The following is a 12,266-nucleotide window of genomic DNA, read 5'->3' as shown; positions in this document are numbered from 1 at the left end:
TCAGCTCCGGTAATCGGCGTTGATCGAGATGTAGCCGTGGGTCAGGTCGCAGGTCCACACGGTGGCGGCGCCTTCGCCGAGGCCGAGGTCAACTTCGATGCGGACGTCCTGCCCCTTGAGGTGCGCGGCGACCGGGGCCTCGTCATAGTCGGCGAGCGGCAGGCCCTCGCGCGCGGCCCAGGTGCCGCCGAAGCCGATGGAGAGCTTGTCGCGGTCTGCCGGTTCGCCCGCCTTGCCCACGGCCATGACGACGCGGCCCCAGTTGGCATCCTCACCGGCGATGGCGGTCTTCACCAGCGGCGAGTTGGCGATGGCCATGCCGACCTTGCGGGCGCTCTCGTCGGAAACGGCGCCGGAGACGGCCACTTCGATGAACTTCTGCGCGCCTTCGCCGTCACGCACGACGAGGTGGGCGAGCTGGCGGCAGACGTCATGGATCGCGGCGGCAAAGGCGTGGGCGCCGGGCGAGGCGATCGAGGAGAGCGGCGCATTGCCCGCCTTGCCGGTGGCGAAGGCGAGCACGGTGTCGCTGGTCGAGGTGTCCGAATCGACGGTGATGCACGAGAAAGTGCGGAAGTTTGCGGCGGAGAGGCATTCCTGGAGGAAGGCAGGCTCCACTGCGGCGTCGGTGAAGATGTAACCGAGCATCGTCGCCATGTCCGGCGCGATCATGCCGGAACCCTTAATGACGGCGGCGAGGGTGACCTTGGTGTCGCCGATCATCGCGGTGGCCGTCGCGCCCTTTGCGAAGGTATCGGTGGTGGAAATGGTATTGGCGACCTCTTCCCACGAGCAGGGCTCTGCGGTGAGGGCCTTCTCCACGCCTTCGCGCGCCTTGTCCTTGGGCAGCGGCACGCCGATCACGCCGGTGGAGGAGACGAAGACCTGTTCGCGCGGGCAGCCGATATGGGCGGCGACCTGGTCCATGATCTGCTCGACGGCCTCGCGGCCCCGGTAGCCGGTGAAGGCGTTGGAATTGCCCGCGTTGACGACGAGCGCGCGGGCATGGCCCTGCTGCACGTTGTCGCGGCCCAGCTCGACTTCGCTGGAGCAGCACAGGTTTTTCGTGAATACGCCCGCGACGGCGGTGCCTTCGTCCAGTTCCACGTACGTCAGGTCGCATCGGCCCCAGTCCTTGTACCCGGCGCGCACGACGTGCGGGGTGACACCGGCGATCGGCGGCATGGCGGGGAAGGGCGAGGCGAGCGGGGAGGTGGGATAGGCCATGGCGGGTGGGTAGCGCGTGGGTGCGGCAGGTCAAGCGTCCGCGTGGCGCCCGTGGACCGTGATCTCCGGTGATTTACATGGCCCGGCGATCTATATGGGTTGTGGACTATTCATCCGCCGCCCCCTATCTGATCCGCCATGGCCAACCGCCTGCTACTCACCCTGCTGGCCCTTCTCACGGGTCTTGCCGCGCAGATCGGCCCTGCCGACGCGCGTGCATCGCAGGTGGCCAGCCTGCAGGTGGTGCTGAACGAGGCCGCCGTCGCCGCCAAGGCGCCGCGCGCGCCGGTAGCGCTGGCGCAATTGCCCGAGCCGGGGTTCCGCTCCGTCCGGCGGCAGGCGCCGTCGCTCGTGGAGACGCCGGATTCGCTGGCGATACCCGCTGTTCTCACCGGAATAGACCGCGCGCGCGAGTAAGCGCGCCGACGATTCGCTCTTTCGCGAAACATTTCCCGTGCCTGCGCGTATCGCAGGCGCGCATATCCGACATACGCATTCACGAAAAACAGGGATTTCCGCCATGTTCGGCGCCATCGCCAAGTCCATTTTCGGTTCGTCAAACGAACGTTACGTCAAGTCGCTCGACAAGATCGTTGCCCAGATCGCCGCCTTCGAACCCGTGCTCGAAGTCATGAGCGACGAGGAACTCGCCGCGCAGACGCCCAAGTTCCGCGAACTGCTGGCCAATGGCAGCACGCTCGACCAGATCCTGCCCGAAGCTTTCGCCACCGTGCGCGAAGCCTCGAAGCGCGTGTTCGGCATGCGCCACTTCGACGTGCAGCTGATTGGCGGCATGGTGCTCCACCGCGGCGAGATCGCGGAAATGCGCACGGGTGAGGGCAAGACGCTGGTGGCGACCACCGCCACTTACCTCAACGCCATCGAGGGCAAGGGCGTTCACGTCGTCACCGTCAACGACTACCTCGCCCGCCGCGACGCCGAGCAGATGGGCAAGCTGCACAACTTCCTCGGCCTCACCATCGGCGTGATCGTCCCCAATCTCAACGAATGGGAACGCCGCGAAGCCTATGGCGCCGACATCACCTACGGCACCAACAACGAATTCGGCTTCGATTACCTGCGCGACAACATGAAGCACGAGCGCAGCCAGATGGTGCAGCGCCCCTTCAACTTCGCGATCGTCGACGAAGTCGACTCGATCCTGATCGACGAAGCGCGCACCCCGCTCATCATCTCGGGTCCGACCGACGACAAGTCGGAACTCTATATGCAGGTCGACGCGGTCGTTAAGCAGTTCGTCCCCGAAGACTACGAGATGGACGAGAAGACCAAGAACATCAGCCTGACCGAGGACGGTGTCGAAAAGGCCGAGCGCATGCTTGAAGCCGCCGGTCTGCTGGTCGGTTCCAACCTCTATGACGTCGAGAACACCCAGGTGGTCCACCACCTCGACCAGAGCCTCAAGGGCGTGGTCATGTTCAAGCGCGACATCGACTACATCGTCAAGGACGGCAAGGTCGTCATCATCGACGAGTTCACCGGCCGCATGATGGACGGTCGCCGCTGGTCGAACGGCCTGCACCAGGCGGTCGAGGCCAAGGAAGGCGTCAGGATCGAGCCGGAGAACCAGACGCTCGCCTCGATCACCTTCCAGAATTACTTCCGCATGTATCCGAAGCTTTCGGGCATGACCGGCACCGCCGCCACCGAGGCGCCGGAGTTCTACGACATCTACAAGATGAACGTCGTCACCATCCCGACCAACGTGCCGATCCAGCGCATCGACGAGGAAGACGAGTTCTACAAGAACACCCACGACAAGTTCGGCGCCATCGCCAAGCTGATCCGCTCGAAGCACGAGATCGGCCAGCCGGTGCTGGTCGGCACCGTCTCGATCGAGAAGTCGGAACTGCTTTCGGACTTCCTCAACAAGGAGGGCGTCAAGCACTCGGTGCTGAACGCGCGCTTCCACGAGATGGAAGCCCATATCGTCGCGCAGGCCGGCTCGCTGGGCGCCGTGACGATCGCCACCAACATGGCCGGTCGCGGTACCGACATCCAGCTCGGCGGCAATGTCGAGTTCCGCGTCGAGGACGAACTGAGCGAGCTGCCCGAAGGGCCGGAGCGTGACGAGGCGATTGCCCGCATCAAGGCGGAAGTCGCCGAGCAGAAGCGCCTCGTGCTCGAAGCGGGCGGCCTCTGCGTGATCGGCACCGAGCGCCATGAAAGCCGCCGCATCGACAACCAGCTGCGCGGCCGTTCGGGCCGTCAGGGCGACCCCGGCCTGTCGAAGTTCTACCTCTGCCTGGAGGACGACCTCCTGCGCATCTTCGGCCCGGACACGCTCTTCGCCAAGATGATGAACAGCAACCTGGCCGACGGCGAGGCGATCGGTTCCAAGTGGCTGTCGAAGGCCATCGAGACCGCACAGAAGAAGGTCGAGGCCCGCAACTACGAAGTGCGCAAGCAGGTCGTCGAATACGATGACGTGATGAACGACCAGCGCAAGGTCATCTACGAGCAGCGCGCCGACATCATGGATTCGGAAACGGTCGATGAAGTCGTCGTCGACATGCGCAACGACACCGTCAATGCGCTCGTCGCCGATGCCTGCCCGGCCGGCTCCTACCCCGAACACTGGGATATCGAGGGCCTCAAGGCCAAGGCGCTGGACATCCTTGCCGTCGATGTGCCGCTGGAGGCCTGGATCGAGGAGAACGGGATCGATCCCGAACTCGTCGAGGAACGCATCGCCGCCATGGCCGCCGAGCACATGAACGCGAAGATGGCGCAGGACGATCCGGCGATCTGGCGCCAGGTCGAGAAGTCGATCCTGCTCGATCGCCTCGACCACTACTGGAAGGAGCACCTCTCCACCCTCGACGCGCTGCGTCAGGTGGTGTTCCTGCGCGCCTATGCCCAGAAGACCCCGATCAACGAGTACAAGACAGAGGCCTTCAGTCTGTTCGAGCGCCTGCTCGACCAGATCCGCGAGGACGTGACGCGCATCCTCTCGGTCAGCGAACTGCGCATGCCCGATCCGGTCGGCCTGCCCGAGCTGCCGGACTTCCTGACCGGCCATATCGATCCGCTGACCGGCCTCGACAACTCCAACGACGGCGACGGTTCGGCCTTCATGCCGGAACTGTTCGGCACACTTGCGGGTAGCCCGCAGGCTGCCGTCGGCGCGGGGGCCTCGGGTGAGAATCCCTATGCCGACCTGCCGATCAGCCGCAATGCACCGTGCCCTTGCGGTTCGGGGCAGAAGTACAAGCACTGCCACGGCGCTCTGGCGTAACGTGGCATCGGATAGGCCATCGGTTCCGGTTTTCTCGGGGCCGATGGCAAAGCAAAACGGGCGCTTGCGGTTCTCCCGCAAGCGCCCGTTTTGCTTTTTGAGAAGGGAAGCGGAAGTTTTTCCTTCAGCCCGCAGGCTTCTTGCCACCGACTCGCGCCAGCTTGGCGAACATAGCTGCCGACATCGGCTGCGCCCTCAGGAAGCCCTGATAATAGGCGCAGCCCTCACGCGCGGCGACGTTGCGCTGGGCTTCTTCCTCGATGCCCTCGGCAATGACTTCAAGATCCAGCGCCCGCGCCATCGCGACGATCGCGCGCAGCACCGCCACGTCGCGGCGGTCGGTGGCGACGCCTTCGATCATCGTCCGGTCCAGCTTCAGATAGTGGATCGGCAGGACCTTGAGATAACGGAAGTTGCAGAACCCCGCGCCGAAGTCGTCGAGGGCGATGCGGATGCCCTGCGAGGAGAATTCCGCCATCATCTGCGCGGTCTGGCTGATGTCGCTGATCAGCGACTGCTCGGTGATCTCCAGCGTCAACCGGCGCGGCGGGAAGCCGCTCTCGCGCACGAGGTCCAGCATCTGGCGCACGTAAGTGCCGAAGGCGAGATCGGCCGGGGTGACGTTGATCGAGAGGCGCAAGTCGCCCGGCCACTGGCCCGCCGCGGCCATGGCCTTGGCGGCGATATGGCGGGAGAGTGGCCCGATATGGTCGGCGCGCTCGGCGATGGCGAAGAGGGCACCCGCGCCGATGCGGCCGAGCACCGGGTGGTTCCAGCGGGCAAGCGCCTCCGCGCCGGTAAGCGAATCGTCGGTGAGGCTGAACTGCGGCTGGAACAGGATCTCGATCTCGTCGCGGTCGATGGCGCCGAGCAGGTCGGCTTCGAGTTGCGCGGCGGAGCGGCCCGGCACCGTGACTTCGCCGTCCGCCCAGCCCAGGCGGGTGGCGGACTGGTCCTGCAGATCGACCAGGGCATGGCCGAGCCTGTCGAGCATCGAATCGACGCTCTCGCCGGTGAGTGCGCGAATCAGGGCGATGCGGGGCGACAGGCGCAGCACGCCGGTGGGCAGGGCGATCGGGCGGGAAATGAAGTCGGCAAGCTGGTCGGCCACGAGGTGCCACCGCTCGCGGCTGCAGGCCTCGTTGGCGACCAGCACGAAGGAACCGCCGCCCGCGCGTGCCACCAGCCAGGGGCCGTCGAGTTCCTCGCCCGCGAAATGGGCGATGCGTCCGGCCACTTCCTCCAGCGCGCCGTCGCCGGCTTCCGCGCCATAGGCCATGTTGATCGTGTCGAGCCGCCGCAGGGAGACCAGCATTGCGTGGACATGGGCATGCTGCGGGGCGCTCTCGGCATCGCTGCGCCATCCGGCAATGCGTTCGCGCACGGCGTCGAGGCCGGGAATTCCGGTCAGTCTGTCTTCCAGCCCGCGGGCATGTTCCCGCGGCAAACCTTTGCGTCGTTCGCCCATCGCCTTTGCTATAGCCAAAGGCCTTGCCAAACGATGCAAAATTCGAAAGGTCCGCGGCATGAAAAGGGCTTCAAAATGAGACGGGATCTCATGAATTGTTCCCAGATGAACGCCGAGCGGGCGTTCGCACCTCTTCGCACCGGGAATTGCAATGACTGACGAACCCAAGCTGGGCCTGATCGTTTCCGACAGCGCCAAGGCGCAGTGCGGCGCGGCGGACCTGCGCAAGGCCCACGATTGGGTCGATCCCGCCGAGGCCGATGTGCTCGTCGTGGTCGGCGGGGACGGCTTCCTGCTGCACATCCTGCACGAGATGCTGGACCGGGACGCGATCAAGCCGGTCTACGGCATGAACCTCGGCACCGTGGGCTTCCTGATGAACGGACCGCACGACGGCGTTCCCATCGCCGAACGGATTGCAGAGGCGCATCCGGTGCCGGTGCGTCCGCTCCAGATGCACGCGACCAGCCACGACGGGCGCAGTTTCGTCTACTATGCGATCAACGAAGTCTCGCTGCTGCGCGAGACGCGCCAGACCGCCAAGCTGGAAGTGACGATCAACGGCAAGGTGCGGATGGAGGAACTGGTGGGCGACGGCGTGCTCGTGGCTACGCCGGTCGGCTCCACCGCCTACAACCTTTCTGCCAATGGGCCGATCCTGCCGCTGGGCTCACGGATGCTGGCGCTGACCCCGCTCAGCCCGTTTCGTCCGCGCCGCTGGAAGGGGGCGATCCTGCCCGAGAGCGCCGAAGTCGAATTCCGCATCCGCGAGCCGGGCAAGCGTCCGGTCGCCGCCGTGGCCGACCAGAAGGAAGTGCGCGATGTGAAGACCGTGCGCATCGTCGCCAATGCCGAGAAGGAACTGACCCTGTTGTTCGATCCGGGCTTCACCCTGGAGGAGCGCATCTTCGCCGAGCAGTTCCAGGTCTGAGGAAAGGCGCCATGCGAAGACTTTGCCCTGTGGAAAAGTTTTTGCATCATTTTCATGACAGAGTGCTTGCCAACCCTGAGGACCCCTTTTATAGGCGCACTCCTGCCCGGCGGTGGAAACACTGACAGGCTGCTCCCCGATAGCTCAGCGGTAGAGCATTCGACTGTTAATCGAATGGCCGTAGGTTCGAATCCTACTCGGGGAGCCACTTTCCTTTCTCAAGGAAGCTCCAGCAGGCTCACAAGCCTTGTAATGTCGAGCTTTTTGGCCCTACCGGGTGCTCAACCAAGATCAACCGTTCTCATGGAAGCTCACGCATAGCGGGGGCATTCTTGGGGCACCGGTTTTCGGAAGTGGGGGCACCCGATGTTGACCGAGTTGCAGTGCCGCAAGGCCGCTGCGAAAGAAAAAGCGTACAAGCTGACCGACGAGAAGGGCTTACACCTCTACGTCACGACGACCGGCTTCAAGAGCTGGCGTTACAAATACCGATTCGCGGGCAAGGAAAAGCGAATCACCTTTGGCCCTTGGCCGGAGGTGTCGCTGAAGGAAGCGCGCGATCGGCGCGACGAAGCGCGGCGCACGCTACGCGATGGCCTCGACCCCGGAGCTGTGAAGGTAGCCGAGGCGGTGCCAACAATGCGGCAGATGGCTTTGCGTTGGATGGCGCTGCAGGCGGACGTCTGGAAACCGAAACATGCCAAGGACGTCGAGCAGAGCCTGGAGAAGGAGGTCTATCCGGCGCTCGGCGAGCGCCCACTGGATCAGATCAGCGCGGCGGACGTCCTCGAGCTGCTGACCGAGATTCAGGATCGCGGCGCGACGGAAGCCGCGCACCGAATCAGGTCCAGGCTCTCAGCTATCTTTCAGACGGCCGTGGTCGCGGAGTTGATCAGGACCGATCCTGCAGCCTCCCTGTCCAAGGCGCTGAAGCCGATCGTGAAGCGCAAACATCCGGCGTTACTGGACCTGCGGTCAGCTCGGCAATGTCTGCTGAAGGTCGAGAGCGAGCCTGGCTTCCCAACGGTGAAGCTCGCGTCGCGGCTCCTGGCGCTAACAGCGGCTCGACCGGGGATGATTCGATTCGTCGAGCATCACGAGTTCGAGAGCCTGGACGGGCCTTCGCCGATCTGGCGGGTACCGGCGGAGAAGATGAAGCTGGAGCGCGAGGAGAGCGAGCAAGCGGCCTTCGAGTTCGTGTTGCCGCTATCGCGGCAAGCGGTCGAGACGATTCTTGCCGTTCGCCAGATGACCGGCAATCGGAAGTACGTTTTCGCATCGGCTTCGAAGTCGCACTTGCCGATCAGCGAGAATGCGCTGAGCAGCGCATATCGGCGCTCCGGCTTTGCAGGTCGGCATGTTCCGCATGGCTGGCGATCGTCGTTCTCGACCATCATGAACGAGCGCGCGATGGATCTCGATCGACCAGGCGACCGGGCGATCATCGACCTTATGTTGGCTCACCAGCCGGAGGGCGTCGAGGCGCATTACAACCGCGCGGCGTACATGCCGCGGCGCCGGCAACTAGCGCAGGAGTGGGCAGATCTGCTTCTGGATGGAGTGCATCATCCCGAGACCTTGCTGATAGGTCCTCGGCGCTGACGAAGGGCGGCCGCGCATGACGGCCGCCACATACACCGACGCCTCGCCTTTCGGCCTGATCGCGGCAAAGGTTACGAAGGCGGCCCTCGGCCGAAAGACACGCGCCCTCCTGGAGCGCGGCGACAGCCCGCGCAGCGGTGAGAAGGTCTGGCGGAACTCCTACACCGAGGGCACGATCGAGGATCGCGTCTGGAAGCCGATCCACGACGGCACGCCACGCGGTGGCAAGCGCTGGGTCGGCGCGTTGCTGAAGGCGGCCAAGGCGCTCGAATACAGAACGCGGCTCAAGCGCCGTGAGAAGGAGCCGGGCGCCCGCAACGGCGTGCTCGGTGAGATCGGCATCGAAGTGCTCGAGTTCCTTTACGAGCTCGTCGATTTCTCTACCGGCCGGCTTGAGCCGGCGATCCAAACGATCGCTGATGGCGTCGGGCGATCGTATGGTGCCGTGCACGTGGCACTTTGCAGATTGCGCAAAGAGGGCTTTCTGCACTGGATGCGCCGGTCCCGCCCGCTCGACAACCCGGAGCCGGGTGGTCAGCAGGTGGAACAGATACAGAACGCATATGCGTTGCTCGTTCCAACTGAGATGAAGGACTGGCTGCGATCGCTCTTCAAGAGCGCGCCAGCCTCGCAATGCGAGCAAGATCGCCGCAAACAGCAGCAGGAAGCCTACGAGGCGATGCTCGCATCCCTGACGGCCGAGGAGCGCCACAACGCGACCTGGAGCGGCGATCGCCTCCTGGGCGAGACGCTGCGGCGTCTCGCGGCTTCGCTCGACGCGCGCGATTTCCGCAAGGGCGAATCTTCCACAATCGGAGAGACCGGGGGATTATCCTAATCCGATAGGGACATAGGGCGCTTCGGCGCCCTATGGAGCCGGCTTCGCCCCGGTTTGTTCCGTCCCCCGAGGCCTTCAGGGCAGTTCTGACCAGAAACGAAGCGCCGGACGCACCGGCGCGTGAGGGCGGCTGCGCCGCCCAGGGTGTCCCAGGGGGCCGGGAGCAATGGCCGTGCCATTCTGAATCGTAGCCCCGGCCCCTTCGATTGCTCTGTCAAACGGGCGCGAAATTGCTGATGATCAGCTCGTTCACCTTCTTCGCCTCGCTGGAGATCGTCCAGGTCGTCTCAATGTCCCTGATCTCGAATGCCGAGAAGATCTCGCGCACCTCGGGCGTATCGTTGATCGAGAGAAGGAACTTGCCGCGCGCGGTGGCGAGGATCGCCGCCAGGCGCTCGAAGTCGCCACGATCGAACGCGCCGGCGCCATAGTCGGTCTCGCAGCCGAAATAGGGCGGATCAAGATAAAACAGCATGTCCGGCCGATCGTAGCGCGCGATGAACTTGTCGAAGGGCAACTGTTCGATCACCACGCCGGCGAGCCGCTCATGGATGTCGGCAAGGATCGGCTCCAGCTTCGTGACATTGAAGCGGGAGGCGGTGCCGGCGCTGACGCCGAATGTCCGACCGACGATCTTGCCGCCGAATGCCAGGCGCTGAAGATAGAGGAACCGCGCTGCGCGTTGCAGATCGGTTAGCCGGGCCGGATCCAGATCGCGCAGCCGCTCGAACTCCGCCCGGCTCGCGACGCGCCATTTCAGCATGTCGATGAAATAGGGGTAGTGCTCCTGGAGCACGCGGAAGAACGTGGCGACGTCGCCGGAGATATCGTTGATGACCTCGGCCTTCGGCCGCGTGCCGCGGCGCAGGAAAATCCCGCCCATGCCGACAAACGGCTCGGCATAAGCCTCGTGAGGGGTACGGTCGATCATCGCGCAGATCCGCCGCGCTAAGTTCCGCTTGCCGCCCTGATAACCAGCGGCGGGGGAAACGGGGCGAACACTTTGTATTGACAGCATTTTTTATATGGGCTCCATGACCCCGCCCGTATGCGGGTGCGGGGCGGCCAGTCGGCCAGCTGTGTCGTGGCGAGCCATTACTCGTCGGTGCCCGGGGGTCAGCCCGGAAACCCCCGCCCCGCCGGCCGGTCAGGCTGGCGGGCTCGGGCGGAAGAAATTTTTCGGAATAGTCCGTGAGATAGCTGCGCGACGGCGCAGTGGCGCAATTGCGCGCTATCAAATGTTCTCAGTTCGTTCTAAATTCGAGTCGAGAAACATGACCCGAGGTGGACCATGGCGGCCGAGAATACTGCGAAAGATCCTAAAGCGATGACGGATGCCGAGCTCATTAAAGCTTGGGACCAGGTCGAAGGCGGCCCGGATCTCTCACCTGAAGAAAATGCAGTTCTCGATGAAATCGAACGACGAAACCTCGACCTCTGAGACCCGGCCGGAACGAGAGCCACTGGACGATTCCCGTCTGGCGGCTTTCGCGGCGAAACGGAACTTCGAGTGGGCCTGGCGAACAATCCCGGAGCGTGGGGCTTGGCGCGCCGAGGTCAGCCTGGGCAAGCGAACCGTTTACAACCGGCTCGTCACTTGGGTCGTGAAGCAGCCGACCGAGGGTGCGGCGCTTAGCCTCGGCATTTCCTATGCAATCGGATATTACGAAGAGACGGGCAGGTTGAGCGAAGGGTGTGGTTCTGTCACTCAGCTAGCAACTCGCCCCATCGATTGAACAGCGCGCGTCTGCGGCCGAGCAGCTCCGCACGATTGTAGGCGGCCTCGACCTTGTCCTTGGGACTGTGGGCGAGCGCGCGGTCTATGTCGCTGGCGGCGTCCGGTCCCAGCGTCTCGTTCAGGATCGTGGAGAAGCTCGAGCGCCAGCCATGCGGAACATGGCGACCCGAAAAGCCGGCTCGATCATAAAGCGCGCCGATCGCGCTCTCACCAATCGGCCGGCCCCGATCCCGCCCCGGGAAGACCAGATCGTCAGCCTCGGGACACGCGCCAGCGTAGCCGAATTCGCGCGCCGCCTCGCGGAGAACGGCCACAGCCTGACTCGAAAGAGGCACGAGATGGGCGAAACGCGGATCGTCCTTCTTCGATTTCTTGAGCTTCATCCGCGCCGACGGCACGCGCCACACCGGCGCGTCGCCGTCCAGCCCCTCGATCTCGCTCCAGCGCATGCCGCGCACCGCCTCCAGACGGACGGCCGTCAGTGCCAGGAACCGCGACGCAAGTTTCGTCGCCGGGCGGCCGGGCTGGCGATCGGCGGCCGCGAGCAACTCGCGGCATTCGTCGGTGATGGTCAGCGCCGGCTGCGGGCGTACCGGGCGCGCAGTGCTCATGGCGCGGCCGACATGCTCGGCAGGGTCGCGATCGGTGAGGCCGCGCGCGATCCCGTAGCCGAAGATGGCAGAGAGGCGTTGGCGCTGGCGGCGCGCCGTCTCGATCCGGCCGCGGCCTTCAACCAGGCGCAGAACGTCGAGCAGCTCTGGCGGCTCGATCGAGGCGATCGCCCGCGCACCGATCGCCGGGAAGACGTCGCGCTCGAGGCTCGCTAGGACGTCGCCGGCATGGGCTGGTGACCAGCCGTTCTCGTTATGTCGATACCATGCGCGCGCGACCTGTTCGAAGGTCTCGAGCTTCTCCGCGTTGGACGACGGATCCATGCCTTGGCGGATCTTCGCCTTGGCATCCTCCCGGCGCTGGCGCGCTTCGGCGAGCGAGATGCCGGGGAAGCGGCCGATCACCAGCAGCTTTTCCTTGCCCTGCCAGCGGTACTTCAGACGCCAAGACTTGGTGCCGGCGGGCGTGACATAGAGGTAGAGGCCCCCGGCATCGCTGATCTTGTAGGGGCGCGACTGCGCTGCGGCGGCCTTAACGGCACCGTTGGTAAGCATTGCTTTTTTTCCAAGAGTTCTGACTGATAAAATCGAA

Annotated in this window: 10 protein-coding genes and 1 tRNA gene; 7 read left to right on the top strand and 4 right to left on the bottom strand. The window is 64.6% G+C overall.

Going from position 1 to position 12,266, the window contains the following annotated elements:
* Complete coding sequence (gene argJ / locus AC4D6D_RS12870; protein WP_491325614.1) at positions 1-1,227, bottom strand: bifunctional glutamate N-acetyltransferase/amino-acid acetyltransferase ArgJ; 1,227 nt, start codon at positions 1,225-1,227, stop codon at positions 1-3.
* A 138-nt stretch (positions 1,228-1,365) separates the two neighbouring features.
* Between argJ and AC4D6D_RS12865 the strand changes: the two genes are divergently transcribed.
* Both AC4D6D_RS12865 and secA read left to right on the top strand, forming a co-directional pair.
* Positions 1,366-1,644 (top strand): hypothetical protein, encoded by a 279-nt coding sequence (locus AC4D6D_RS12865; RefSeq protein ID WP_147215611.1) that lies wholly within the window; start codon positions 1,366-1,368, stop codon positions 1,642-1,644.
* A 103-nt stretch (positions 1,645-1,747) separates the two neighbouring features.
* Positions 1,748-4,486, top strand: a complete 2,739-nt coding sequence (secA, locus tag AC4D6D_RS12860; protein WP_491325613.1) for a preprotein translocase subunit SecA — start codon at positions 1,748-1,750, stop codon at positions 4,484-4,486.
* 124 nt (positions 4,487-4,610) lie between these two features.
* On the opposite strand, the gene AC4D6D_RS12855 is transcribed toward secA, so the two are convergent.
* Positions 4,611-5,954 carry an EAL domain-containing protein gene (locus AC4D6D_RS12855; protein ID WP_491325612.1) on the bottom strand — a complete coding sequence of 448 codons (1,344 nt, stop codon included), beginning with the start codon at positions 5,952-5,954 and terminating at the stop codon, positions 4,611-4,613.
* Positions 5,955-6,105: 151 nt separating this feature from the next.
* Here AC4D6D_RS12855 and AC4D6D_RS12850 point away from each other — a divergent pair, with 151 nt between their 5' ends.
* The 4 genes from AC4D6D_RS12850 (at position 6,106) to AC4D6D_RS12835 (ending at position 9,325) form a co-directional block, all read left to right on the top strand.
* Positions 6,106-6,885, top strand: a complete 780-nt coding sequence (locus AC4D6D_RS12850; protein ID WP_147215605.1) for an NAD kinase — start codon at positions 6,106-6,108, stop codon at positions 6,883-6,885.
* A 133-nt stretch (positions 6,886-7,018) separates the two neighbouring features.
* Positions 7,019-7,093: transfer RNA gene (locus AC4D6D_RS12845), tRNA-Asn, on the top strand.
* A gap of 158 nt (positions 7,094-7,251) precedes the next feature.
* Positions 7,252-8,487: a tyrosine-type recombinase/integrase gene (locus AC4D6D_RS12840; RefSeq protein ID WP_491325611.1), complete on the top strand. Its 1,236-nt coding sequence runs from the start codon at positions 7,252-7,254 to the stop codon at positions 8,485-8,487.
* A 16-nt stretch (positions 8,488-8,503) separates the two neighbouring features.
* Positions 8,504-9,325 (top strand): LexA family transcriptional regulator, encoded by an 822-nt coding sequence (locus AC4D6D_RS12835; protein ID WP_491325610.1) that lies wholly within the window; start codon positions 8,504-8,506, stop codon positions 9,323-9,325.
* A gap of 214 nt (positions 9,326-9,539) precedes the next feature.
* Here the strand turns inward: AC4D6D_RS12835 and AC4D6D_RS12830 are convergent, their stop codons facing one another.
* On the bottom strand, positions 9,540-10,343 hold the full coding sequence (locus AC4D6D_RS12830; protein WP_491325609.1) for a DNA adenine methylase: 804 nt from the start codon (positions 10,341-10,343) through the stop codon (positions 9,540-9,542).
* Positions 10,344-10,616: 273 nt separating this feature from the next.
* On the opposite strand from AC4D6D_RS12830, the gene AC4D6D_RS12825 reads away from it, so the two are divergent.
* Positions 10,617-10,766, top strand: a complete 150-nt coding sequence (locus AC4D6D_RS12825; RefSeq protein WP_491325608.1) for a hypothetical protein — start codon at positions 10,617-10,619, stop codon at positions 10,764-10,766.
* Between the two features lie 263 nt (positions 10,767-11,029).
* Here the strand turns inward: AC4D6D_RS12825 and AC4D6D_RS12820 are convergent, their stop codons facing one another.
* Positions 11,030-12,229: a tyrosine-type recombinase/integrase gene (locus AC4D6D_RS12820; protein WP_491325607.1), complete on the bottom strand. Its 1,200-nt coding sequence runs from the start codon at positions 12,227-12,229 to the stop codon at positions 11,030-11,032.
* Positions 12,230-12,266 lie beyond the last annotated feature (37 nt).

Source organism: Novosphingobium sp. BF6 (assembly GCF_058273105.1).
This window is presented reverse-complemented; position numbering and strand designations above follow the sequence as displayed.

Excerpts from the sequence above, each read along its gene's own strand:
- argJ (WP_491325614.1), bottom strand. The coding sequence starts at position 1,227 with ATGGCCTATCCCACCTCCCCGCTCGCCTCGCCCTTCCCCGCCATGCCG.
- AC4D6D_RS12865 (WP_147215611.1), top strand. The coding sequence starts at position 1,366 with ATGGCCAACCGCCTGCTACTCACCCTGCTGGCCCTTCTCACGGGTCTT.
- secA (WP_491325613.1), top strand. The coding sequence starts at position 1,748 with ATGTTCGGCGCCATCGCCAAGTCCATTTTCGGTTCGTCAAACGAACGT.
- AC4D6D_RS12855 (WP_491325612.1), bottom strand. The coding sequence starts at position 5,954 with ATGGGCGAACGACGCAAAGGTTTGCCGCGGGAACATGCCCGCGGGCTG.
- AC4D6D_RS12850 (WP_147215605.1), top strand. The coding sequence starts at position 6,106 with ATGACTGACGAACCCAAGCTGGGCCTGATCGTTTCCGACAGCGCCAAG.
- AC4D6D_RS12840 (WP_491325611.1), top strand. The coding sequence starts at position 7,252 with ATGTTGACCGAGTTGCAGTGCCGCAAGGCCGCTGCGAAAGAAAAAGCG.
- AC4D6D_RS12835 (WP_491325610.1), top strand. The coding sequence starts at position 8,504 with ATGACGGCCGCCACATACACCGACGCCTCGCCTTTCGGCCTGATCGCG.
- AC4D6D_RS12830 (WP_491325609.1), bottom strand. The coding sequence starts at position 10,343 with ATGCTGTCAATACAAAGTGTTCGCCCCGTTTCCCCCGCCGCTGGTTAT.
- AC4D6D_RS12825 (WP_491325608.1), top strand. The coding sequence starts at position 10,617 with ATGGCGGCCGAGAATACTGCGAAAGATCCTAAAGCGATGACGGATGCC.
- AC4D6D_RS12820 (WP_491325607.1), bottom strand. The coding sequence starts at position 12,229 with ATGCTTACCAACGGTGCCGTTAAGGCCGCCGCAGCGCAGTCGCGCCCC.